27 protein-coding genes and 1 pseudogene are annotated in these 20,087 nt (G+C 68.8%); 14 read left to right on the forward strand and 14 right to left on the reverse strand.

Going from position 1 to position 20,087, the window contains the following annotated elements; genetic code table 11:
- Positions 1-25: 25 nt before the first annotated feature.
- On the reverse strand, positions 26-1,000 hold the full coding sequence (locus tag AC1RUS_RS21320; RefSeq protein ID WP_492918632.1) for an NAD(P)H-quinone oxidoreductase: 975 nt from the start codon (positions 998-1,000) through the stop codon (positions 26-28).
- A gap of 93 nt (positions 1,001-1,093) precedes the next feature.
- Between AC1RUS_RS21320 and AC1RUS_RS21325 the strand changes: the two genes are divergently transcribed.
- Both AC1RUS_RS21325 and rcdA read left to right on the forward strand, forming a co-directional pair.
- Positions 1,094-1,300, forward strand: a complete 207-nt coding sequence (locus tag AC1RUS_RS21325; protein WP_492918633.1) for a DUF1192 domain-containing protein — start codon at positions 1,094-1,096, stop codon at positions 1,298-1,300.
- 173 nt (positions 1,301-1,473) lie between these two features.
- Positions 1,474-1,983, forward strand: coding sequence for a protease adaptor protein RcdA (rcdA, locus tag AC1RUS_RS21330; RefSeq protein WP_492918634.1), 510 nt, complete (start codon positions 1,474-1,476; stop codon positions 1,981-1,983).
- A 137-nt stretch (positions 1,984-2,120) separates the two neighbouring features.
- Here rcdA and rpmE read toward each other — a convergent pair whose 3' ends face one another.
- Entirely contained in the window at positions 2,121-2,348 is a 228-nt protein-coding gene (gene rpmE / locus AC1RUS_RS21335; protein WP_492918635.1) for a 50S ribosomal protein L31, read from the reverse strand.
- A gap of 117 nt (positions 2,349-2,465) precedes the next feature.
- Between rpmE and AC1RUS_RS21340 the strand changes: the two genes are divergently transcribed.
- Genes AC1RUS_RS21340 through AC1RUS_RS21355 form a run of 4 tightly spaced genes read left to right on the forward strand, consistent with a single transcriptional unit; the run spans position 2,466 to position 5,343 of the window.
- Positions 2,466-4,319 carry an ABC transporter transmembrane domain-containing protein gene (locus tag AC1RUS_RS21340; RefSeq protein ID WP_492918636.1) on the forward strand — a complete coding sequence of 618 codons (1,854 nt, stop codon included), beginning with the start codon at positions 2,466-2,468 and terminating at the stop codon, positions 4,317-4,319.
- Between the two features lie 9 nt (positions 4,320-4,328).
- Positions 4,329-4,619: a CopG family ribbon-helix-helix protein gene (locus tag AC1RUS_RS21345; protein WP_492918637.1), complete on the forward strand. Its 291-nt coding sequence runs from the start codon at positions 4,329-4,331 to the stop codon at positions 4,617-4,619.
- Entirely contained in the window at positions 4,619-4,864 is a 246-nt protein-coding gene (locus AC1RUS_RS21350) for a type II toxin-antitoxin system RelE/ParE family toxin (protein WP_492918638.1), read from the forward strand. Before AC1RUS_RS21345 ends, AC1RUS_RS21350 begins: the two co-directional genes overlap by 1 nt.
- Positions 4,865-4,917: 53 nt before the next feature.
- Positions 4,918-5,343: a hypothetical protein gene (locus tag AC1RUS_RS21355; RefSeq protein ID WP_492918639.1), complete on the forward strand. Its 426-nt coding sequence runs from the start codon at positions 4,918-4,920 to the stop codon at positions 5,341-5,343.
- 4 nt (positions 5,344-5,347) lie between these two features.
- Here AC1RUS_RS21355 and AC1RUS_RS21360 read toward each other — a convergent pair whose 3' ends face one another.
- The 3 genes from AC1RUS_RS21360 to AC1RUS_RS21370 all read right to left on the reverse strand — a co-directional run bounded on the left by AC1RUS_RS21360 (position 5,348) and on the right by AC1RUS_RS21370 (position 8,749).
- On the reverse strand, positions 5,348-6,655 hold the full coding sequence (locus AC1RUS_RS21360) for a hypothetical protein (RefSeq protein WP_492918726.1): 1,308 nt from the start codon (positions 6,653-6,655) through the stop codon (positions 5,348-5,350).
- Between the two features lie 82 nt (positions 6,656-6,737).
- On the reverse strand, positions 6,738-7,808 hold the full coding sequence (locus AC1RUS_RS21365; RefSeq protein WP_492918640.1) for a glycerophosphodiester phosphodiesterase: 1,071 nt from the start codon (positions 7,806-7,808) through the stop codon (positions 6,738-6,740).
- A 146-nt stretch (positions 7,809-7,954) separates the two neighbouring features.
- On the reverse strand, positions 7,955-8,749 hold the full coding sequence (locus tag AC1RUS_RS21370) for an inositol monophosphatase family protein (protein ID WP_492918641.1): 795 nt from the start codon (positions 8,747-8,749) through the stop codon (positions 7,955-7,957).
- Positions 8,750-8,955: 206 nt separating this feature from the next.
- On the opposite strand from AC1RUS_RS21370, the gene AC1RUS_RS21375 reads away from it, so the two are divergent.
- Positions 8,956-9,372 (forward strand): hypothetical protein, encoded by a 417-nt coding sequence (locus AC1RUS_RS21375; RefSeq protein ID WP_492918642.1) that lies wholly within the window; start codon positions 8,956-8,958, stop codon positions 9,370-9,372.
- Positions 9,369-10,253, forward strand: a complete 885-nt coding sequence (locus tag AC1RUS_RS21380; RefSeq protein ID WP_492918643.1) for a sigma-70 family RNA polymerase sigma factor — start codon at positions 9,369-9,371, stop codon at positions 10,251-10,253. Before AC1RUS_RS21375 ends, AC1RUS_RS21380 begins: the two co-directional genes overlap by 4 nt.
- Positions 10,254-10,325: 72 nt before the next feature.
- On the opposite strand, the gene AC1RUS_RS21385 is transcribed toward AC1RUS_RS21380, so the two are convergent.
- Both AC1RUS_RS21385 and thiE read right to left on the reverse strand, forming a co-directional pair.
- Positions 10,326-10,736, reverse strand: coding sequence for a hypothetical protein (locus AC1RUS_RS21385; protein WP_492918644.1), 411 nt, complete (start codon positions 10,734-10,736; stop codon positions 10,326-10,328).
- 71 nt (positions 10,737-10,807) lie between these two features.
- On the reverse strand, positions 10,808-11,455 hold the full coding sequence (gene thiE / locus AC1RUS_RS21390) for a thiamine phosphate synthase (RefSeq protein WP_492918645.1): 648 nt from the start codon (positions 11,453-11,455) through the stop codon (positions 10,808-10,810).
- 235 nt (positions 11,456-11,690) lie between these two features.
- Between thiE and AC1RUS_RS21395 the strand changes: the two genes are divergently transcribed.
- Together AC1RUS_RS21395 and bfr are read left to right on the forward strand one after the other, a co-directional pair.
- Positions 11,691-11,876, forward strand: coding sequence for a (2Fe-2S)-binding protein (locus AC1RUS_RS21395; RefSeq protein ID WP_492918646.1), 186 nt, complete (start codon positions 11,691-11,693; stop codon positions 11,874-11,876).
- Between the two features lie 142 nt (positions 11,877-12,018).
- Positions 12,019-12,498 carry a bacterioferritin gene (gene bfr, locus AC1RUS_RS21400; RefSeq protein WP_492918647.1) on the forward strand — a complete coding sequence of 160 codons (480 nt, stop codon included), beginning with the start codon at positions 12,019-12,021 and terminating at the stop codon, positions 12,496-12,498.
- A gap of 140 nt (positions 12,499-12,638) precedes the next feature.
- Here bfr and AC1RUS_RS21405 read toward each other — a convergent pair whose 3' ends face one another.
- On the reverse strand, positions 12,639-13,142 hold the full coding sequence (locus AC1RUS_RS21405; protein ID WP_492918648.1) for a GNAT family N-acetyltransferase: 504 nt from the start codon (positions 13,140-13,142) through the stop codon (positions 12,639-12,641).
- Between the two features lie 43 nt (positions 13,143-13,185).
- Positions 13,186-14,712 carry a methyl-accepting chemotaxis protein gene (locus AC1RUS_RS21410; protein ID WP_492918649.1) on the reverse strand — a complete coding sequence of 509 codons (1,527 nt, stop codon included), beginning with the start codon at positions 14,710-14,712 and terminating at the stop codon, positions 13,186-13,188.
- Between the two features lie 364 nt (positions 14,713-15,076).
- On the opposite strand from AC1RUS_RS21410, the gene AC1RUS_RS21415 reads away from it, so the two are divergent.
- Both AC1RUS_RS21415 and AC1RUS_RS21420 read left to right on the forward strand, forming a co-directional pair.
- The gene (locus AC1RUS_RS21415) at positions 15,077-15,652 is read left to right on the forward strand and encodes a tryptophan-rich sensory protein (RefSeq protein WP_492918650.1); all 576 of its coding nucleotides are present in this window, start codon (positions 15,077-15,079) and stop codon (positions 15,650-15,652) included.
- 5 nt (positions 15,653-15,657) lie between these two features.
- Positions 15,658-15,811, forward strand: a pseudogene (locus tag AC1RUS_RS21420) (hypothetical protein); the annotation flags it as partial.
- A 5-nt stretch (positions 15,812-15,816) separates the two neighbouring features.
- Here AC1RUS_RS21420 and AC1RUS_RS21425 read toward each other — a convergent pair.
- The 5 genes from AC1RUS_RS21425 to AC1RUS_RS21445 form a co-directional block, all read right to left on the reverse strand.
- A complete protein-coding gene (locus AC1RUS_RS21425; RefSeq protein WP_492918651.1) occupies positions 15,817-16,143 on the reverse strand; it encodes a DUF2834 domain-containing protein in 327 nt (108 codons plus the stop codon).
- A gap of 69 nt (positions 16,144-16,212) precedes the next feature.
- The gene (locus AC1RUS_RS21430; RefSeq protein WP_492918652.1) at positions 16,213-16,656 is read right to left on the reverse strand and encodes a DoxX family protein; all 444 of its coding nucleotides are present in this window, start codon (positions 16,654-16,656) and stop codon (positions 16,213-16,215) included.
- A complete protein-coding gene (locus AC1RUS_RS21435) occupies positions 16,653-17,420 on the reverse strand; it encodes an HvfC/BufC family peptide modification chaperone (RefSeq protein ID WP_492918653.1) in 768 nt (255 codons plus the stop codon). The genes AC1RUS_RS21430 and AC1RUS_RS21435 overlap by 4 nt, the downstream gene beginning before the upstream one ends.
- Positions 17,413-18,273 carry an MNIO family bufferin maturase gene (bufB, locus tag AC1RUS_RS21440; RefSeq protein WP_492918654.1) on the reverse strand — a complete coding sequence of 287 codons (861 nt, stop codon included), beginning with the start codon at positions 18,271-18,273 and terminating at the stop codon, positions 17,413-17,415. The genes AC1RUS_RS21435 and bufB overlap by 8 nt, the downstream gene beginning before the upstream one ends.
- 142 nt (positions 18,274-18,415) lie before the next feature.
- Positions 18,416-18,697, reverse strand: coding sequence for a BufA1 family periplasmic bufferin-type metallophore (locus AC1RUS_RS21445; RefSeq protein WP_492918655.1), 282 nt, complete (start codon positions 18,695-18,697; stop codon positions 18,416-18,418).
- 186 nt (positions 18,698-18,883) lie between these two features.
- Between AC1RUS_RS21445 and AC1RUS_RS21450 the strand changes: the two genes are divergently transcribed.
- Both AC1RUS_RS21450 and AC1RUS_RS21455 read left to right on the forward strand, forming a co-directional pair.
- On the forward strand, positions 18,884-19,423 hold the full coding sequence (locus AC1RUS_RS21450) for a sigma-70 family RNA polymerase sigma factor (protein ID WP_492918656.1): 540 nt from the start codon (positions 18,884-18,886) through the stop codon (positions 19,421-19,423).
- Entirely contained in the window at positions 19,410-20,051 is a 642-nt protein-coding gene (locus tag AC1RUS_RS21455) for an NrsF family protein (protein WP_492918657.1), read from the forward strand. The genes AC1RUS_RS21450 and AC1RUS_RS21455 overlap by 14 nt, the downstream gene beginning before the upstream one ends.
- Positions 20,052-20,087: the final 36 nt, after the last annotated feature.

A 20,087-nucleotide genomic window follows, 5' to 3' on the forward strand; every position in this document is an offset into this window, starting at 1 on the left:
CCCGTCCTCGCCCTCTCGGCGACGATCAGGCCGTCAGCACCACCTTGCCCACGTGCTCGCCGGCCTCCAGGTGCGCGTGGGCCTTGGCGGCCTCTTCCAGCGGGAAGGTCGCGTCGATGATCGGCTTGAGCTGGCCCGCCGCGATCCACGGCCAGACCACGCGCTCGATCTCGGCGGCCAGGCGGGCCTTCTCGTCGGCCGGGCGCGGGCGCAGGGTCGAGCCGGTGATCACCGCCCGCTTCTGCATGATCTTCATGACCGGGACTTCCAGCACCGCCCCGCCCAGGCTGGCGATGTAGACGATGCGGCCGCCGATGTTCAGGGCCTCGAGGTTCTTGTCGAAATAGCTGGCCCCGACCATGTCGAGCACCACGTCGACCCCGCCGGCCGCCTTGGCGATCTCGGCGAAGTCCTCGGTCTTGGCGTCGACGGCGATGTCGGCGCCCAGCTCCAGGGCCTTGGCCTTCTTGTCGGCCCCGCGGCCGGTGGCGATGACCTTGGCGCCGGCGGCCTTGGCCATGGCGATCGCCGTTGTCCCGATCCCGGACGTCGCGCCGTGGATCAGCAGGGTTTCTCCCGCCTTCAGCGCGCCATGCTCGAACACATTCGCGTAGACGGTGAAAACTGTCTCGGGGAGAGCCGCCGCATGGACCATGTCGAAGCCGGCGGGGAGGGGCAGGGCGTGGCGGGCGTCGACCACGGCGTATTGCGCATAGCCCCCGCCGCCCAGCAGGGCGCAGACCTTGTCGCCCGCCTTCCAGCGTCCGGAGCCGACCACGACCTCGCCGGCGACCTCCAGGCCCAGGGTGGCCGGCGCGCCGGGAGGCGGCGGGTAATAGCCCAGGCGCTGCAAGAGGTCGGGGCGGTTCACGCCGGCGGCGGCGACCTTGATCAGGATTTGGCCGGGGGGCGGAACCGGACGATCGGCCTGGGTGGGAAACAGCGCCTCGGCCGGCCCCTTGCCGCCCTCGACGGCGATCACGGTCATGGCGTCCGACATGGTCTGATGTCCCTCAAGCTTGCCTTGGACCCTAGGTAGGCGTCAGATGGGCGATCGAAAAGGACGTTCTCAAGCCTTTCAGGGAGCCAGTCGATGTTCGAGGAACCCGTCGAGCCGCGCGCTTTCAATCGTGGCGCACTGAGCGAGACCACGCACGAAGACCTCGAAACCTATGGCGTGGCCGAGCTGGAAGAGCGGATCGAGGCCCTGCAGGCCGAGATCGTCCGCACCAAGGCCCAGCTGGACAAGAAGCGGGCCGGGCGCGACGCGGCCAATGCGCTGTTTGGTCGCCTCGACTAAGAACTCATTTACCGTAATCACTGTTTAAGGCGGTAAGCCGCCTTTGTTCGGATCGTGTCGAAAGTTCGAAGGGGGTGGGTCGCGAAACGGGACGGCTTCGTTTGGCACGAGGGTTGCAGCCCTGTCGCCAGGCGAGATGTTCTCGCGGCCTTTCGAAGGGGCATTGAGTACCTATGACCGATCTGAACGCATCCGCGGCGGCGCCTTGGCGCGCGGGGGTCATCCAGGACTTCGCGAAGTCGGAGCTCTTCGACCGCACGTTCGATGAGGGCATGATGCTGGTCGAGGAGACCGCCGCCTATCTCGACGGGGCCGGTCGCCATGACAGCAAGATCCTTTCCCGCAACGCGGCCCTCGCCTACGCCACCGAAAGCATGCGCCTGACCACCCGCCTGATGCAGGTGGCGTCCTGGCTGCTGGTCCAGCGCGCCGTGCGCGAAGGCGAGATGGCCGCCGAGGCCGCCTGCGCGGAAAGCTACCGCCTGGCCGAGGAAGCCGCCGGCGTCGGCTCGCCCGTCGAGGAACTGCCCTTCGGCCTGGTCAACCTGCTGCAGCGCTCGGAACGCCTCTACGAGCGCGTCCGTCACCTGGACCGCCGCATGTACGTCGAGGTCGCGGCCGAGGAAGCGCCCCGTCCCGTCCAGGCCCACTTCGACCGCCTCGCGGCGGCGTTCGGGATCTAGGCTAGCTTCGATCGATCAATAAAAAGCCCGCATGGCGATCGCCATGCGGGCTTTTTGACGCCTGAGGCGTCAGACACAGAAAAAGCCGGCCCGCGAACCGCGGAGCCGGCTTTTCGTCGCCCTTACGGCGAGAACGCTTACTTCTTGGCGGTGAAGCCAGCGAACTTGGCGTTGAAGCGCGAGACGCGACCGCCGCGGTCCAGCAGCTGAGCGTTGCCGCCGGTCCAGGCCGGGTGCACGCGCGGGTCGATGTCGAGCGCCAGCGTCGCGCCTTCTTTCCCGTAGGTCGAACGGGTCTGATAGCTCGTGCCGTCCGTCAGCGTAACGGTGATGAAGTGATAGTCGGGGTGAATGTCTTGTTTCATCGGGCGATCCAACCGACTTGAGGGCGGCGTTAGAATTGTGGGTGAGCGCCGCGACGTGCGGGTGGCGCTCGAAGACGCGCGGCTATAAAGAACCCGCGCGATTTTGGCAAGGGACAGTTGATGACCGACGTGAACGGCGGGGAAGTTTCGGTCGAGGGACGCCCCGGCGCCGGCGCTGAATTGGTTCAGGGAATGGCCGAGGCGGCCAACCGCAGACCGCGCCGCAAGGACATCCGTCCGCTGGCCCATCTGCTGCCTTTCGTGCGCGCCCACGTGGCCGACGCGTTGCTGGCCGGCTTCTTCCTGCTGTTTTCCACCGGGGCAACCCTGGGCCTGACGGCGGCCTTCAAGCAGGTGATCGACAAGGGCTTCGCGGCCGGCGAGTCGGGCGCGATCAACGGCGCCTTCCTGGCCCTGGGCGCGGTGGCGCTGGTGCTGGCCGTCGCCACGGCCATGCGATTCTTCTTCGTCACGCGGCTGGGCGAGCGGGTCGTCGCCGACCTGCGTCGAGCGCTCTATGGCCACACCCTGACCCTGGACCCTGCCTATTTCCTCAAGACCCGCACCGGCGAGGTGCTGTCGCGCCTGACCACCGACGTCACCATCGTCGAGCAGTTGGTCGGCTCGTCGGCGTCGATCGCCCTGCGCAACACGCTCAGTCTGCTGGGCGGCCTGGGCTATATGGCCGTGGTCAGCCCCAAGCTGGCCGGCTTCATCGTGCTGATGGTGCCGGTGGTGCTGGCGCCGATGTTCCTGCTGGGCCGCAACGTACGCAAGCTGTCGGTGACCGCCCAGGACCGCTTCGCCGACGCCGTGGGCTATGCCGGCGAGAGCCTGGACGCGCTCGACACCGTCCAGGCCTTCGGGCGTGAGCAGGCCTCGATGGGCCGGTTCGGAGCGGCGGTGGAGACCGCCTACCAGGCCTCGGTGCGCCGCATCAGCGCCCGGGCCCGGATGACCGGCGTGGTCATCGTCCTGGCCTTCGGCGGCATCACCCTGCTGCTGTGGACCGGCGCGCACCTGGTGCTGTCGGGCGAGATGACCGCCGGCACTCTGGCCCAGTTCGCCCTGCTGGCGATCATGGCCGCCGGCTCGATCGGCGCCCTGGGCGAGGTCTGGGGCGATGTCCAGAAGGCCGCCGGGGCCATGGAGCGGATCTCCGAGTTGCTCAATTCCCAGCCCGGCATCGCCGCGCCGGAAAAGCCCTCGACCCTGCCGACGCCCGCCACCGGCGCCATCGCCTTCGACAATGTCGTGTTCTCGTATCCGGGCCGTCCGGACCTGCCGGCCCTCAACGGCTTTGATTTGACCGTCAGGCCCGGTGAGACCGTCGCGCTGGTCGGGCCCTCGGGCGCGGGCAAGAGCACCGTCCTGCGCCTTCTCCTGCGCTTCTACGACCCCCAAGGGGGCGCCATCACCCTGGACGGGGTGAACCTGCGCGACGCCGACCCCGCCGAGGTGCGCCAGCGCATGGCCCTGGTGGCCCAGGACTCGCCGCTGTTCTCGGGCTCGGCCCTGGACAACATCCGTTTCGGTCGCGAGGACGCCACCGAGCAGGAGGCGCGCGACGCCGCCGAGGCCGCCCAGGCCTCCGGCTTCCTCAACGCGCTGCCGCAGGGCTTCGACAGCCCGGTGGGCGAGCGCGCCAAGACCCTGTCGGGCGGCCAGCGCCAGCGCCTGGCCATCGCCCGGGCCCTGGTCCGCCAGGCTCCGATCCTGCTGCTGGACGAGGCCACCAGCGCGCTCGACGCCGAGAACGAACGCCTGGTCCAGCAGGCCCTGCACGCGGCCATGAGCGGCCGCACCACCCTGGTCATCGCCCACCGCCTGGCCACCGTGCTGAAGGCCGACCGCATCGTGGTCATGGAGGACGGCAAGGTGGTCGAGCAGGGCACCCACGCCGAACTCTCGGCCCGCGGCGGGCTCTATTCGCGCCTGGCCAAGCTGCAGTTCGGTGTGGAGGCGGCTTAGCAATGGGCTATGATCCCGGCTGAAGTCTGGAGCTATCCATGGACACCACCGTCCTGCAAGACTCAGCTGCCCACGCCGCTCGCCGAAAAGGTCGATCGTCTGGCCAAGCGTCTTGACCGGTCTCGCGACTGGGTGGTCGAACAGGCGCTTGACGCGTGGATCGATCGCGAGGAGCGCCATCGCGCCATGACGCTCGAAGGCATGGCCGACGTGGACGCGGGCCGGTTCATCGATCAGTCCGAGATGGAAGCCTGGGTGGATGGCCTGGAGCCCGACAAGTCGGCGGCCACGCCCCGCTGATGCGGTTGGTCTGGACCAGCAAGGCGTCTTCGGACGTTGCGCGCCTGTACGATTTTCTCTCCGAGGCCAATCCGCCCGCCGCGATCGAAGTGGCGCGCAAGCTCGTGGTCGCGCCCAAGCGGCTTGAAGCGACGCCGCGTCTTGGCGAACGGCGCTGCGATACGAAATCCGCGACGACACGATCTATGTCCTGCGCATCTGGCGCACGCTCGAAAATCGCTAGGCGACCGAAACGAATGGTTTAGGCGCTTGCGTTAGGGTTGAGTGAGGGCGGGTCTTCCGCCGTCGCGAGGACGCCATGGCCGACGTGCTGCCGCTGCTCAATCCGTTCAAGCGCCTGGACACCGAGGAAGACGCGATCACCGCCGCCCAGGCCGGCGCGGTCGGCACGTTCGTGATGGCGGCGTCGTCGATCATCGACGCGCTGGTGGCGATCTCGACCAGTGCGACCGACCCGCAGGGCGTGCTGACCGCCGGCGTGATCCGGGCGCTGGTCCTGGCCGGGGTCGGCGGGTTTCAGTGGATCCGCATGACCAAGCTGATCCCGCTGGTCCTGACCGTCCTGGCGGCCTGGAACGTGTTCGAGGCCTTCTGGGCGGTGTTCCGGCGAATGCCGTCGGAGATGCCCCTCTGGTATCAGGTGGTGGGCGTGGTCTTCAACGTCATCGCCCTGCTGCTGTTCATGGCCGGCTATCGCGGCGGCAGCGAGCTGGCCAAGGCCTGATCGCCTATTTCGCCAGGTCGGCCGGCGTCGTCGGCTCGCTGATCACCGCCTCCATCGCCTTCCAGCGCGCCGCCTGGGACTTGCCCGCGCGGTCGACATGGGCGCGGACCATGTCCTGGCCCAGGTTGTAGTTGATCACGTAGGACCGGTAGGTCTCGATGAACGACACCCGCTTCTCGGCCCCGCCGCGCGAATAGAGGCCGTACTTCATCAGCGCCAGGACGGCGTCTTCCTTGCTCATCCGACCGGCCAGGTACTCGGCCGCCACGGTGTTGCCGGCGCTGCCCAGGGCGCCCTTGGCCTCCATCAGCTCGCCATAGGCCTTGGCGCTCGCCGGATCCAGGCCCGCCAGGGGATAGAGCTTGTCGCGCTCGAAGCCGGTCTTGGCCTGGCCAGGGAAGGCCAGCTCGATGCCGAAATTGGCCGAGCCCTCGGCGATCAGCGACTGCGGCGAAAACAGCGGATAGACGCTGAACTCGATCCAGCCCTTGCCCTTGGTCAGCTTCTCTTCCAGCAGGGCGTTGAGCACATGGTGGCCCGGATAGCCCTCGTGGCAGCCCAGATCCAGGGCGCGGCTGATATAGATCGGCAGGTCGGTATTGATCTCGATCAGGCTGTGGGCGCCGCCCTGATACCAGTTGTAGCCGCTCCAGGGCTTCTTGGTGACGAACGACAGGTCGAACTTCTCCCCGGCCGGCAGCTTGATGTGCTCCTGCGTCTTCGCCTTGCAGGCGGCGATGCCGGCCTTCATCACCGGCTCGAGCTTGTCGGTCGGGATGACATAACGGTTCTGGAAGGCGTCGACGCGGGCGGCGAGATCCCCCTGGCCGGGGACCAGCTTGTCGATCTTGGCCAGGATCGGGTCGTAGCTCTTCAGCGGCTTCAGCGGCGGGCGGACGCCGAACAGGCCCTCGGCCTCGTCCTGGAAGCTGAACTTCACCCCGTCCAGCATGGCCAGCCGGGTCTGGGCCGCTCGGACCTGGCCCTTCAGGAAGGCCTTGCGACGGACCTCGTCAGACGAAAGGCCCTTGGCCGGCACGGCGGCGAGGGCGGCGGCCAGGCGGTCGGCTTCCTGGCGCAAGGCCTTGACCTCGCGCGGGTGGGCCTTGGCCGCATCGGCCAGCACCTTGGGGCCGTAATAGGCGTCGACATAGCCGTCCTCGCGCTGGCCGGCCTCCAGGGTCAGCTTCACGAAGTCGACCGCGATCTGGTTCAGCTTGCCGGTGGAGGGGCCCGCCAGGACGGGGGAGGCAGCCCCCAGCAGCAGGGTGGCGGCGCTGGCCAGGGCGAGGGCGGCGTGACGGATCTTCATGGACTTTTCCAGCGGGTCGAGGGCGGTCACGCTGCACCGCCTCGCCCCGGTTCGGCAAGTCCGTGGGAAGACTTTCCCGCGATCAGCCGCGGGCGGCGACGGCCAGGCCCGGGAAGTCGCTGAAGATCCCATCGACGCCGGCGGCGTACAGCGCCTTGAACAGCGGCGCCACGTCGCCGTGCTGGGCCAGATAGGTCGGGCTCTGGGCGTCGCCGCGGCGCAGGCTGGCGGGCAGGAAGTAGTTCTCGGCCCGCACCGTCCAGGGGTGGACCTGCAGGCCGGCCGCGTGGGCGTCCTTGACCAGGCTGGTGGCCGGCAGCAGCTTTTCGGCGTCCTGCGGGATGACCATGGTTTTTTCCGGACCCAGCGCGTCGGCATAGGCGGCGACCGCCTTCAGGCCGTCCGGCGTGACCAGGTCGGCGTATTTGACGCCCGGCAGGTCGGGCGGGCCGCCTTCGCCGGCCACCAGCAACACCAGCTTGGCGCGGGTCTTGGGACGCAGCGTCTTCAGCGGCGTGACCTCGAAGCACTGCACGAACACCGGCGCGGCGGCCGAGTTCAGGTCGTTGCGCTTTAGGGCGTCCAGCATCCGCTCTTCGACCGGCAGGCCGATCGAGGCGAAATAGCTGGGGTGCTTCATCTCGGGATAGACGCCGATCACGCGGCCGGTGCGCTTGGTGGCGGCCTTGGCGATGGCGACCACCTCGTCGAAGGTCAGGACTTGCGCCTGGCCGTCGAAGGCGGCGCTGGTCGGGCGCAACTGCGGCAGGCGCTCGCGGGCCCGAAGGGTCTTGATCTCGGCGAGGGTAAAGTCCTCGGTGAACCAACCGGTCAGGCTCTGGCCGTCGATGGTCTTGGTGGTCTTGCGGTCGGCGAATTCGGGATGGCTGGCGACATTGGTCGTGCCGCCGATCTCGTTCTCGTGGCGCACGACGAGGTGGCCGTCCTTGGTGGGGACCAGGTCGGGCTCGATGAAGTCGCAGCCCTGCTCGATGGCGCGCTCATAGGCCAGCACCGTGTGCTCGGGCCGTTCGCCGCTGCAGCCGCGATGGCCGATGACGATGGGCTTCCTGCCCTGGGCGCGGGCGAGGCCGGGCAGGAAGGTGCCGGCGAGGGCGGCGGTGGTCATGGCGCGACGGGTCAGCAGGGTCATGCCGGCGATTTAGCGCGCGGATGTGACGGTTTGGCCAGCGCCCAATCCTGTCATCCCGGGCGAAGACCCGGGACCGCAAATAGCTCAGCGCTTCCGGCGGTCCCGGCTCGGCGCTTCGCTTGGCCGGGATGACAGTTTTTAACGGATCAGGCCGCCCGCAGCTTCTCCAGCACCAGCGGGTGCAGTTCCTGGTTGGCGGCCAGGATGGAGACGCCCTGCACGGGATCGCCGTGTTCATCGATCGTGGTGACCTTGCCGCCCGATTCCTGGACCATCAGCACGCCGGCGGCGACATCCCAGCTGTTGAGGTTGCGTTCCCAGTAGCCGTCGAAGCGGCCGGCGGCGACCCAGGCCAGATCGAGGGCGGCCGAGCCGAAGCGGCGCACGCCGGCGACCTTCTGGCTGACCTGGTGCAGCTCCTTCAGGAACTGGCCGTGGCCGGGCTTGCCCAGGAACGGCACGCCGGTGGCCAGCACGCTTTCGTCGAGGTGGCGGCGGGCGGCGACGCGCAGGCGCTTCTCGGCGCCCAGGAAGGCGCCCTTGCCCTTTTCGACCCAGAACAGGTCATTGGTGATGGGGTTATAGGTGACGCCGGCCACCACTTCGCCCTCGCGCTGCAGGGCGATGTTGACCGCGAAGTGCGGGATGGCGTGCATGAAGTTGGTGGTGCCGTCCAGCGGATCGACGATCCAGGTGTGGGTCTTGTCGGTGCCCTCGATCAGGCCGCGCTCCTCGCCCAGGAAGCCATAGCCGGGGCGGGCCTTTTCCAGGATTTCGAAGATCGTCTGCTCGGCCTTGAGGTCGGCGTTGGTGACGAAATCGGCCGCGCCCTTCTTGGAAACCTGCAGCTCGGTGACTTCGCCGAAGTCGCGAGCCAGGCCGCGAGCCGCCTTGCGAGCGGCGTCGATCATCACGTTCAGGAGGGCGGAAGGCGTGGCCAAAGCGGTTTTCCTCATAGGTCCCCCTGCGCAGCGTCCTGGAGGGACGGCGGGGGATATGCGAGCGGCGGTCAGAAAGATCGGGAAATTGGGCGCGGAACCTAGTCGCGGACGCATCCGAAAGCAAGACAGGCGGATTTTCCGCGCCGCCATGTCACATCCGGCCGTCCGGTCTCGTCCTGTTCGCGAAACGATGGAGGAGGGCGATCATGGTTCGCTGGACGTGCTGGTTTCTGGTCGTGCTGTTCGGACTGAACGGCCTGGCGATGCTGCTGGGGCCCTACGGATGGTTCATGGCCGTGCCGGGGGTGGTCGAGACGGGGCCGTTCAACGACCACTTCGTGCGTGACGTCGGGGCGACCTACCTGGCCTGCGCAGTCGGCATGGCGCTTGGGGCGCGCGATCTCTCCCGCCACGCCGGGGCGGTCACCGTGGCGGCGACCTTCCAAGTCGTCCACGCCGCGATCCACCTGATCACCCCCTTATGCGGCGGCGGACTGCCGTGGCCGTTGCTGGCGCGGGATTTCCCGGGCGTCTTCCTGCCCACCCTGCTGTCGGCCTGGGTCGCGGCGGCGGCGCTGCGGGGCTATGACGGACGCGGGACCGGAAAGGCGAGGGCGGCATGACCCCGGAGGCGATGTTCGAGGCGCGGCGGCCGGCCATGACCGGCCTGGCCTATCGCATGCTGGGCTCGCGCGCCGACGCCGAGGACGTGGTGCAGGACGCCTGGCTGCGCTGGCGCAAGGTCGAGACCGCCACGGTCGACGACGGCGCGGCCTTCCTCAACCGCGTGGTCGCCCGCCTGTGCCTGGACCGGCTGAAGTCGGCCCGCGCCCGCCGCGAGATCTATGTCGGCGAATGGCTGCCCGAGCCGGTGGTCGAGGAGGATTTCGAGGCGCCGATCGACGAGGACCTGTCGGTGGCCTTCCTGCTGGCCCTGGAGCGCCTGACCCCGCTCGAGCGCGCCGCCTTCCTGCTGCACGACGTCTTCGACACGCCCTTCGCCGAGGTCTCCAAGGCCCTGGGCCGGGGCGAGGCGGCGTGCCGGCAGCTGGCCGCCCGGGCCCGCCAGCACGTGCGGTCCGAGCGCCCGCGCTACAAGCCCTCGGCCGACGAGGAGCGGACCCTGACGGCGGCGTTCCTGGCGGCGGCCCTGACCGGCGACGAGGTCTCGCTGCGCAATCTTCTGGCTCAGGACGTGGTCATGCACGCCGACGGCGGCGGCAAGGTCTCGGCCACGATGAACCCGGTCTACGGGCTGGAGAAGGCCGTGCGGCTGCTTGTGGGCATCAACAGGAAATGGCCGCCGCCCCAGGACACGACGGTGCGCCTGGCGCGCATCAACGGTCACCCCGGCATCGTGATGTCGCACGAAGGCAAGGTGTTCCAGACCATGGGGCTGGAGATCGTCGAAGGTCGCATCGCTGCGGTCTACACGATGCGCAATCCCGACAAGCTGGCGCGGATAGATGCTCCCCCTTTGGGGGAGCTGTCGCGGAGCGACTGAGGGGGCTTCTGGGCCTAAGCGGAGCTACCCCCTCCGGCCCTCCGGGCCACCTCCCCTAGAGGGGGAGGATCGCTAAGGCAGATCCGCCTTGGGCAGACTGTCCTTGGTCTCGCAGGCCAGCTTGCCCGCGCCGCCGACGGCGCCGCTGATGTCGTCGATCTTCTCGCCCTTGCGCCAGCCCTTGGCGATGGGCTGGTCGCCGTTGAAGTCCATGCCCAGGTCGATCCACTTGTTGGCCGCGCAGTCGAGGGCGAACAGCATGATCGGGCCTTTGCTGGCCGGCCAGGACTTGTAGGGACCGTTGGGCTTGCCGTCGGCGATGCGCACCACGACCAGGCCCGAGGCGTTGTCGACCCGCATGAAGTCGGCGTCGTAGAAGGTCTTGGCCTCGCCGGGCGCGGGCTTCCAGGTCTCGGCCAGGGCGTAGGTCGCCACGGACACGGCCATTACGCTAAGCACACACAGCACGAGTCGCTTTTTCACAGCGCTCCTCCCCGTAACTTATCGTTGCGGGGACGCTATGCCTGTCGCCGAAGCTCGGCAATACCGTCGCGTCAGGCGCGGGCCGCCAGGCCTTCGGCGATCGCGGCGTTGAGAGCGCCCACCGCCTCCTCGGGGCCTTGCGGATAGGCCCAGACCCCGGCCGAGACGGCCAGGAAGTCGGCGCCGGCCGTGGCCAGGGGCGCGGCGTTGGCCACGGTGATCCCCCCGATGGCCACCGACGGGACCTCCATGGTCTCCTGCCAGATCGACAGGATCTCCGGATCGGCGGTGGTCGGGGCCTCTTTCGTCGTGGTCGGATAGAAGGCCCCGAAGGCGACGTAGTCGGCCCCGGCCTCGGCGGCCTCCATGGCCAGGTGGCGGCTGTCGTGACAGGTGACGCCGACCATGCGGTCCTTGCCCATCAGCTTGCGGGCCGCCGCGAACGGCATGTCGCCCTGGCCCACATGCACGCCGTCGCAGTCGAGCTGGGCGGCCAGGTCGGGACGGTCGTTGAGGATCACGGCCACATCGTATTGACGGGCCACGGGCGCGATGGCGGCCACGGCCTCGGCGATGGCGGCGTCCGACACGTCCTTGAGGCGGATCTGCAGCGCGGCCACGTCGCCGCCGCTCAACGCCTTGGCGAGGGTCTGGCCGAACGCGGCCAAGTCGGTCAGGGCGGGCGGGGTGATCAGGTAGAGGCGGCAATCGAGAGTCATGGGTGCGGAATAGCATGATCCTCTCCCTGTGGGAGAGGTGTCGGCGCACCCGACGGAGAGGGGCTGCCATGAACAGAGGTGACTTCCCCCTCCGGTCGCTTCGTGACCACCTCCCCCTTCGGAGGGAGGATCAGCCGCGACCACTCGCCGCTGCTAACCATAGTGAGAGTCAGTTGCAAAAGACTCCGGCCTTCGCTAAATGAGAATGACAATCATTCGGGTAGGGCGTGTTTCCTTGTACGTCTGCAACTGTAACGGCATCCGCGAGCGCGAAGTCCGCGCCGCCATCGACGCGGGCGCCAGCCGTCCGGCCGAGATCTTCCGTCACAAGGGCTGCCAGGCCCAGTGCGCCAAGTGCGTTTGCGAGATGCGCCAGATGATCGACGAAAGCCGTCAGGCCCTGGCTTACGCCGCCGAATAAAGCCCGTTTCCGGTCAAATCCTGAGAACGATTTGCGCTCGCGAAGATATCCGTGAAAGCGCGAAACACTTGCAGACATTGCGGTTGAAGCCTTGGTCGGCTTGCCTCACGGTCGCGCCGACTCAATTTTTAGGAGGCGCGCCATGCAAGGCGATCCTGGCATCATCCGCCTGCTCAACGCGGTGCTCACCAACGAGCTGACCGCTGTGAACCAGTACTTCCTGCACGCCCGGATGTACGACAACTGGGGCTTCAAGCGCCTGGGCAAGATCACCTATGACGAGTCGATCGGCGAGATGAAGCACGCCGACAAGCTCATCAACCGCATCCTCTTCCTGGAAGGCCTGCCCAACCTGCAGGACCTGCACAAGCTGAAGATCGGCGAGACCGTGCCCGAATGCCTGGCCTCGGACCTGGCCGTCGAAGTGGGCGGCCGCGAGACCCTGATCCCCGGCATCATCCAGTGCGAGCAGGTCCGCGACTATGTCAGCCGCGAGCTGCTGCGCGAGATCCTCAGCGACACCGAGGAGCACATCGACTTCCTCGAAATGCAGATCGGCCTGGTCAAATCGATCGGCGAGCAGAACTACCTACAGAGCGCCATGGGCGAGCTGCCGGCTTGATCTAGCCAACTCCAAAAGCTTGTCATCCCGGCCGCAGCGAAGCGGAGAGCCGGGACCCAGGGGCAACCGCAGTGCGGTTGTCCTGGGTCCCAGACAGCCTCTGCGAGGCTTCCGGGATGACAAGGGTGGGGAGCGGAGTTCTAGACCCCCCGCCCCATGAACGCCCGCTGGCTCTCGTCCAGCCCGCGCGCCAGATGCTCGCGCCGGATGTCCAGCAGGCCCGGCGTCAGAGCCTCGTCGGAAATTTCGATAAACCCCAGCCGCCGGTAATACGGCGCGTTCCAGGGCACGTCGCGGAACGTCGACAGCGTCAGGCGTCGACGGCCGAGGCTCCGCGCTCGTTCGGCCACGGCGTCGAGCAGGGCCGCGCCGATCCGACGGCCGGCAGAGGCGGGCAGCACGTCGATCTGTTCGATATAGAGACCGTCTTCCACCGGCCGGAACATCACGAAGGCGACGGGCTGATCGGCCTCGACGGCGACCAGCAGGCCGTCCGCCGCGAGGCGCGCGGCCAGCACCTTGGCGGGCGAGGGCTCGTCGGCCGCCAGGGCGTCCATCAGGCCGACGAACCTTTGCGCCGAGGCCCGCTCGATCGCGCGGATCAGCGGGATTTCAGCCGAAAGGGCGGGGCGGAGCGGGATCATGTGGCCATGCTGGCCCGATCCCGCGCCGATCACGAGTCCGGGTCTAGAACTCTTCCCAGTCCTGGCTCGGGGCCACGGCGACGGCCGTATTGCCCGGACGGGAGAAGCTGGCGATGCGGCTGCGGGCCTGGTCGAGGGCCGGGTTGGAGGCTCGAGGCGCGGGAGCCGAAGCCGGAGCGCGGGCCGGAGCCGGGGCGGCGCGGCGCGGCGCGCCGTCGCCGACGTCGAAGGCCGAGACCCGCTGGGCCAGGTCGCGCGCCTCGGTGCGGAGGTTGGCGGCGGCGGCGGTGGTCTCTTCCACCATGGCGGCGTTGCGCTGGGTCACCTGGTCCATCTGGTTGACGGCGGTGTTGACCTGGTTGAGGCCGGTGGCCTGTTCCTGCGACGACTGCGAGATCTCGATGATCAGGATGTCGATCTCGTCGACCTTGCCGACGATGCCGGTCAGGGCCTGGCCGGTCTCGCCGACCAGCTTGACGCCGCGATCGACCTGGGCGGTCGAGTTGGCGATCAGGGTCTTGATCTCCTTGGCCGCTTCCGCCGAGCGCTGCGCCAGCGCGCGGACTTCCTGGGCGACGACCGCGAAGCCGCGACCGGCTTCGCCCGCGCGGGCCGCCTCGACGCCGGCGTTCAGGGCCAGCAGGTTGGTCTGGAAGGCGATCTCGTCGATGACGCCGATGATCTGGGTAATCTGGCCCGAGCTCTTCTCGATCTCGCCCATGGCGGCGACGGCCTCGCGGACGACCTCGCCCGAGCGGGCGGCCTCGACCTTGGCGCCGGCCGCCATCTGGGTGGCCAGCTTGGCGCCGTCGGCGCTGCGGCGGACCGTGGCGGTGATCTCGTCCAGGGCGGCGGCGGTCTCTTCCAGCGAGGCGGCCTGCTGCTCGGTGCGCTTGGACAGATCGTCCGTGGCGATCGAGATTTCGTCGGTGCTGCCCTGCACGCTGGTGGCGTTGACGGCGATGGAGGCCATGGTCTCGCGCAGGCTGTCGATGGCGACGTTGAAGTCCTGCTTGATCTGGGCATAGCGGCCTTGCATCTCGGCCACGATGCGGGCCGTCAGGTCGCCCTTGGCCAGGCGCTGCAGGCTCTCGGCCAGGATCTCGACGACGCTGTTGTCGGCGTCGGCCTTGCGGCGGATCTCCTCGTTGGCGGCCCGCTCCTGCTCGATGGCGGTGATGTCGGTGGCGAACTTGATGACCTTGCAGGGCTTGCCGGCCTTGTCGAACACCGGGTTGTAGGACGCCTGGATCCAGATCTCGGTCCCGCCCTTGCCGACGCGGCGGAACTTGTCGGCGAAGAACTCGCCGCTGTTCAGGCGCCGCCAGAACTCGCGGTACTCGCCCGACTGGCCATAGGCCTGGTCGACGAACATGCTGTGGTGTCGGCCCTGGATCTCGGTCAGGCCGTAGCCCAGGGTCTTCAGGAAGTTCTCGTTGGCGGTGATGATCGTGCCGTCGAGGCTGAATTCGATGACCGCCTGCGAGCGATGCAGCGCCGCGATGGTGGCTTCGAGCTGTTCGACGTGCGCGGAGGCCTTGTCGTCGGCGCGGGGGCGAAGGAAGGGCATGACGAACGACGGTCCTTGTCGAGGTTTCGTGCGATGACTTGAACACCACCAAGGCGGTACTTCACGCTCGGCTCGTGATCAGGTTGCGCGTCGCTGCTCAACATATCCTTAATTGGCGGCGGCCAACTCGTCGCATTAGACTTTGGTCTATGGCGGAAAAAGATCATCATATTCAAGGGTATGGCAATTTTTTGGACTCGCTGGTCTAGTTAACGTCGCGACCTGCGTTGGAATGTCGCGGCAAAATCGACGCAACCTGAAGCTGGCGTCGCGCGCCGATCCCATCCATCGTGTCGGGCAGCCGACAAGGTGGAACCAAGGCCGGCTTCGTCGGTTAAGCAGCCGTGTTAGCGAGGAGTCCGGCATGAACATCTTGAACGGCAAATCTCACCGCGCCGCGCGGGCCGGCCGTGAAGCGTTCGAGGCCGAGCTCGCCGCCGAAAGCCATCCCGCCAGCCAGATCGCGCTCGGCGCCCTGCTGGCCGGCGGCGCGATCATCGCGGCCCTGGCCATGGGGCGTCGGCACGAGTCGGTGCTGGACGACGAGATGTACGCCGTCGAGTTCGCCGAAATGCACGAGCCGGTCGCCCATCAGCCCAAGCCGCTGACCAGCCTGATCCTGCCGCCCCTGTTCATCGCCATGACGCTGTCGGGTCTGCGCACCTGGAACGCGCCGTCCAGCCCGGCCCGCACTCGCGCGCTGACCCTGTGGAGCCTGACCCAGGGCTTCAACGCCCTGTGGCTGGGCCTGGGCGCGCGTCGCCTGGGCGGACAGGCCGCCGCCGCGACCGCCTCGCTGGCTGCCTCGACCGCCTACGCCATCGAAGCCCGCAAGGTCGGCGGCGGCACCGCGCCGGACCTGGGCTGGCTCGGCGTGGCCAACGCCATCACTGCTCAACTGTGGCGGCGGGGACCGGTCGCCGGTCCGACGCTGCATTAGGGCGGATCGAGGTCAACCGACCTCACTATTTCTTTCCGTCATTCCCGCCCTTGTGGCGGGAACCCCTCTGTCCGCCGCAGGTGAGGGGCATGCGAAGCGCGACGCGCGCTTCATGTCTCAGCTGAACCAGGGGTTCCCGCCACAAGGGCGGGAATGACGGAGCGTTAAATTGAGGCGCTCTTGTTGTGACGCTCCCGAAGGGCCAGCAACAGCGGCAATCCCAGCGACACGCCGACCAGGAACACCGCCGCGGCGGTGAGCCAGAATGCGCGTCCGCCGATCCGTCGGGCCTCGACCGCCGCGAAGGTCAGCAGCACGACCGCCGAGACGATCACGTCCCAGCCGAAGAACGCGCCGATCCGCGTCGAGAACAGCTCGGCGACGAACAGCGGCAGGTCCAGGCCATGCTCACGTAGCCAGGGCAGAAAGGCGCTGTAGGGCGCCAGCAGGCCCGGGACGCAGAGCGCCCAATAGATCTGGCCGCGTGACATGTCGCCGTCTCCCTCGATCCCTCGGGGAACTAGGCTCGGCGGGCGTCGAGACGTCAACGACCCCGGGGCTCAGGCGATCTTCAGCAGGCGATCCAGGCTGAACCTGCCGCCGCCCTTGGCGAGGATCAGCAGCAGCAGCCCCGCCCAGGACAGATGGGTGCTCCAGGCGTCGGGGTAGACGAACACCTCGATCACCAGGGTCATGCCCAGGAAAGCCAGGGCCGACAGGCGCGTGAACAGGCCCAGCACCAGCAGGATCGAAAACAGGTGCTCGCTATAGGTCGCCAGGTGGGCGGCGATCTCCGAGGGGATCAGCGGCAAGGCGTATTCGTCGGCGAACAGCGCATAGGTCCCGTCGGTGATGTGCAGCAGCCCATCGACCTTGGTGCGGCCCGACAGGAAGAACACCCCCGCCACCCCCAGGCGCGCGACCAGGGTCAGGACGTCGTCGGGCAGGATCTTGCCGGCGATTTCGCCGAAGCGGTCGAAGGGCCTGAGCAGGGCGGCGGTCATGGCGGGCTTCCGGAGTTGAGGCCGCTGAAGGCGCCGTCGGCGATCAGGGCGGCGAACAGGGTGCGAAGGTCGGCCTCGGGCGCGGCTTCGGTGGCGCGGTCGATGGCCTCGGCCAGCGAGCCGCCGGCGCGGCAGGCGGTCAGGAAGGCGATGTCGGCCAGCCCGACCACGCGATGGACCACGCGATCGGCGGGGCGGACCAGCAGCAGGCCCTCGGGCGTCTCCGAAAGCTCCAGCGCCTCGGCGCCGTCGCGCGAGGCCGCCCACAGGCTGGGCGCGCCGGCTTCGAAGGCGGCGAAACGGACCGAGGGATGCAGGGCGACGCGCGTCTGCGCCAGGGTGTCCAGCGGCAGCCGCACGAAGGCGTCGGGCGCCAGCGGCTCGGCCTCGGCGGCGAACAGGGCCTCGGTCCACAGCCGGTCCAGATGGGCCATGGCCGCCAGATAGGGCATGTCCAGCGCGGGCGGGAAGCGGTCCAGCCAGCTTGGAAAATCCTCGCCATAGTCCAGCAGGGCGGCGCTGGACGGCGGCGCCTCGCGGGCGAAGAGGGCGGCGGCGGCGCGGAACCAGTCCTCGCCGACCATGGTCCGCACGGTCGGGAAGTTGGCGGCCAGGGCGTCGACGCAACCCTTGGCGATGGTGTTGCGATAGACCGCCAGCCCGGTGTCCCCAGCCTCGCGCGACGCCAGCCACGGCGACAGGGCTGAGGGCGATCCGCCCAGCGCGGCGACGAAGGCGTCCTGGAAATCCAGCAGCTCAGACATGGGCCGGCTCCGGGCGACGCAGGCCGGCCCCGTCCAGCTCGACCTGGGCGCGGTCGCGCTCGGCCATCAGGGTCGCGAAGGCGGGGATGTCGTCGTCGCGCTCGATCAAGGTGGGACGCGGACCGATGCGGTCGATCAGGCGGCGATAGAGCGTCCAGACCGGCTCGGCCACCGGCGCGCCGTGGGTGTCGATCAGCAGGCCGGAGCCTTCCCCGCCCGGGCCGCCCTCGTCGCGACCGTGGCCGGCCAGGTGGATCTCGCCGATGGCGGCGGCGGGCAGGGCGTCCAGATAGGCCTCGGCGGCATAGCCGAGATTGTTGGCGCTGACGAAGACGTTGTTGACGTCGACCAGCAGGCCGCAGCCGGTCCGCTGGACCAGGGCGTCGAGGAACGCGGTCTCGTCCAGGTCATGGCCGGTCAGGGGCATATACAGCGAGGGGTTCTCGACCAGCACCTGTCGGCCCAGGGCGTCCTGCATGCGGCCGACATTGCCGGCGATGCGGGCCAGGGCGGCGCGGGTGCGGGGGAAGGGCAGCAGGTCGGGCTGGTGGAAGCCGCGATGGGTCGACCAGGCCAGGTGCTCTGAGACCAGGAACGGCTCGAAGCGGTCGACCAGGTCCTTCAGCGCCCGCAGGTGCGCGGGGTCCGGATCGGCGTCGGCCGCCAGGGACAGGCCCACTCCGTGCAGCGACAGCGGATGGCGCTCGCGCACCGCCGCCAGGGCCGACAGGCGGGGTCCGCCGGCCGACATGTAGTTCTCGGGATGAACCTCGAACCACAGGCCCGGCGCCGTCGCGGCCAGGGCCTCGTCGTAGTGCTGCGATTTGAGGCCGAGGCCGGCGGCGGGGGTCATTTTCAGTATCCAAAAATCATTGTCATCCCGGGCGAACCCCGGCGAAAGCCGGGGGCAGGCCCGGGACCACGGCAAGCTCATCGCTTCCTGCGGTCCCGGCTCGGCGCGCTTCGCGCTTGGCCGGGATGACAGTGACAGCAGCCTACATCGCCTTCGGGGTCAGCGAGCCCATGCCCTTGGGGGTCTTGATCGTGGTGCAGGCGCCCTTGGCGACGCTCTTCCAGGCGTCGCCCTGGTAATCGACCTTCGAGGTGCCGGCGCACGAGGTGCCCGCGCCGGCCTTGCAGTCGTTCTCGCCGGCCTTGGCGACGCCGTAGCATTTTTCCGTCTCGGCCTTCTTGGCGGCCATGTTGTCGGCCAGGGCGGCGCCGGCCGAGAGGGCGAAGACGGCGGCCAGGGCGGCGGCGGAAGCGGTGCGGTTCATGGGGTGGCTCCTTGGATGGACGTTTCCGACCGGCCTCGCTTGGCCGGTTCGAGAGGAAGTACGGCGGCGGGCGGCGGAAGGTTACACCGGTCGGCGAACAAAATATCCGACCTGTGTCGAGCAACGGTTTCAGCACGGACACGGGCCGTGTAACCATCGGCCGCCCACGCGCGAATAGGGGGAGGCGTGACGGACACCGAGACCCGAATGAAGGCGCTGATGCTGCGCGGGCTGGCGGGCGACGCCCCGGCCTATCGGGAGTGTCTGTCGCTCCTCGGCGTGCGGCTCCGCGCCTATTTCGCGCGACGAATGTCCGGCGCGCCCGGCGATGTGGAGGATCTGGTGCAGGAGACGCTGCTGGCGGTGCATATCAAGCGGGCGACCTGGGACACCGCCCAGCCGTTCACCGCCTGGGCGCACGCCGTGGCGCGCTACAAGCTGATCGACCATTGGCGTCGCCGGAAAATCCGCCAGACCCTGCCGCTCGAGGATCATGCCGAGTTCCTGGCCGCGGAGGAGCACGATCCCGGCGTCGGCCTTGAGCTGGACCGCGCCCTGGCCAGCCTGCCCGACCGCCAGCGGATCCTGGTCAGCGACGTCAAGCTGGCGGGCCTGAGCCTGGCCGAGGCCGGCGCGCGGGCCGGCATTTCCGAGGGCGCGGCCAAGGTCGCCCTGCACCGGGCCCTGAAGTCCCTGGCCGAGAGGATGCGCCATGCGGACCGATGAGCTGATCGACAGCCTGGCCGCCGACGCCGGCCCCGCGCCCGGCGGCGCGCCCGCCCGCAAGCTGGCCCTGACCGTGCTGATCGGCGCGGCGATCGCCGTCGTCCTGGTGCTGGGCTGGCTGCACGCGCGCCAGGACCTGGCCGAGGCGATGGGCACGCGGTTCTTCTGGATGAAGGCCGGCTACACCGCCCTGCTGGCGGTCGCCGCCTTCTGGGCCTGCGAACGCCTGGCCCGGCCGGGCGTGTCGGGGCGCAGGGCCGGGTGGCTGGGCGGCGCGGTGCTGGTCCTCTACATCGGGATCGCCCTGGCCAAGCTGGCCGCCGCCGAGCCCGAGGCGCGCATGCCGATGCTGATGGGCGGCTCCAGCCTGCATTGCCTGGCCTATATCGTCACCCTGGGCGCGCCGGTCCTGGTGCTGGCGCTCTGGACCCTGCGCGGCCTGGCGCCGACCCGGCCGACCCTTACGGGCTTCGCGGCCGGGGTGCTGTCGGGCGCGATCTGCGCCACCGTCTACGGCCTGCATTGCGGCGAGAGCACCATGGCCTTCGTCGGGGCCTGGTACACGCTGGGCGTGGCCCTGTGCGGCGGGCTCGGCGCAATTCTTGGGCGTTGGGCGCTGCGCTGGTGAGCGCTCGCGACCGGCGGGCTTTCGCCGTGGTCACGT

This window comes from Caulobacter sp. GW821-FHT10F06 (assembly GCF_058809215.1).

Excerpts from the sequence above, each read along its gene's own strand:
- AC1RUS_RS21320 (WP_492918632.1), bottom strand. The coding sequence starts at position 1,000 with ATGTCGGACGCCATGACCGTGATCGCCGTCGAGGGCGGCAAGGGGCCG.
- AC1RUS_RS21325 (WP_492918633.1), top strand. The coding sequence starts at position 1,094 with ATGTTCGAGGAACCCGTCGAGCCGCGCGCTTTCAATCGTGGCGCACTG.
- rcdA (WP_492918634.1), top strand. The coding sequence starts at position 1,474 with ATGACCGATCTGAACGCATCCGCGGCGGCGCCTTGGCGCGCGGGGGTC.
- rpmE (WP_492918635.1), bottom strand. The coding sequence starts at position 2,348 with ATGAAACAAGACATTCACCCCGACTATCACTTCATCACCGTTACGCTG.
- AC1RUS_RS21345 (WP_492918637.1), top strand. The coding sequence starts at position 4,329 with ATGATCCCGGCTGAAGTCTGGAGCTATCCATGGACACCACCGTCCTGC.
- AC1RUS_RS21350 (WP_492918638.1), top strand. The coding sequence starts at position 4,619 with ATGCGGTTGGTCTGGACCAGCAAGGCGTCTTCGGACGTTGCGCGCCTG.
- AC1RUS_RS21355 (WP_492918639.1), top strand. The coding sequence starts at position 4,918 with ATGGCCGACGTGCTGCCGCTGCTCAATCCGTTCAAGCGCCTGGACACC.
- AC1RUS_RS21360 (WP_492918726.1), bottom strand. The coding sequence starts at position 6,655 with ATGAAGATCCGTCACGCCGCCCTCGCCCTGGCCAGCGCCGCCACCCTG.
- AC1RUS_RS21365 (WP_492918640.1), bottom strand. The coding sequence starts at position 7,808 with ATGACCCTGCTGACCCGTCGCGCCATGACCACCGCCGCCCTCGCCGGC.
- AC1RUS_RS21375 (WP_492918642.1), top strand. The coding sequence starts at position 8,956 with ATGGTTCGCTGGACGTGCTGGTTTCTGGTCGTGCTGTTCGGACTGAAC.
- AC1RUS_RS21380 (WP_492918643.1), top strand. The coding sequence starts at position 9,369 with ATGACCCCGGAGGCGATGTTCGAGGCGCGGCGGCCGGCCATGACCGGC.
- thiE (WP_492918645.1), bottom strand. The coding sequence starts at position 11,455 with ATGACTCTCGATTGCCGCCTCTACCTGATCACCCCGCCCGCCCTGACC.
- bfr (WP_492918647.1), top strand. The coding sequence starts at position 12,019 with ATGCAAGGCGATCCTGGCATCATCCGCCTGCTCAACGCGGTGCTCACC.
- AC1RUS_RS21405 (WP_492918648.1), bottom strand. The coding sequence starts at position 13,142 with ATGATCCCGCTCCGCCCCGCCCTTTCGGCTGAAATCCCGCTGATCCGC.
- AC1RUS_RS21410 (WP_492918649.1), bottom strand. The coding sequence starts at position 14,712 with ATGCCCTTCCTTCGCCCCCGCGCCGACGACAAGGCCTCCGCGCACGTC.
- AC1RUS_RS21415 (WP_492918650.1), top strand. The coding sequence starts at position 15,077 with ATGAACATCTTGAACGGCAAATCTCACCGCGCCGCGCGGGCCGGCCGT.
- AC1RUS_RS21425 (WP_492918651.1), bottom strand. The coding sequence starts at position 16,143 with ATGTCACGCGGCCAGATCTATTGGGCGCTCTGCGTCCCGGGCCTGCTG.
- AC1RUS_RS21430 (WP_492918652.1), bottom strand. The coding sequence starts at position 16,656 with ATGACCGCCGCCCTGCTCAGGCCCTTCGACCGCTTCGGCGAAATCGCC.
- AC1RUS_RS21435 (WP_492918653.1), bottom strand. The coding sequence starts at position 17,420 with ATGTCTGAGCTGCTGGATTTCCAGGACGCCTTCGTCGCCGCGCTGGGC.
- bufB (WP_492918654.1), bottom strand. The coding sequence starts at position 18,273 with ATGACCCCCGCCGCCGGCCTCGGCCTCAAATCGCAGCACTACGACGAG.
- AC1RUS_RS21445 (WP_492918655.1), bottom strand. The coding sequence starts at position 18,697 with ATGAACCGCACCGCTTCCGCCGCCGCCCTGGCCGCCGTCTTCGCCCTC.
- AC1RUS_RS21455 (WP_492918657.1), top strand. The coding sequence starts at position 19,410 with ATGCGGACCGATGAGCTGATCGACAGCCTGGCCGCCGACGCCGGCCCC.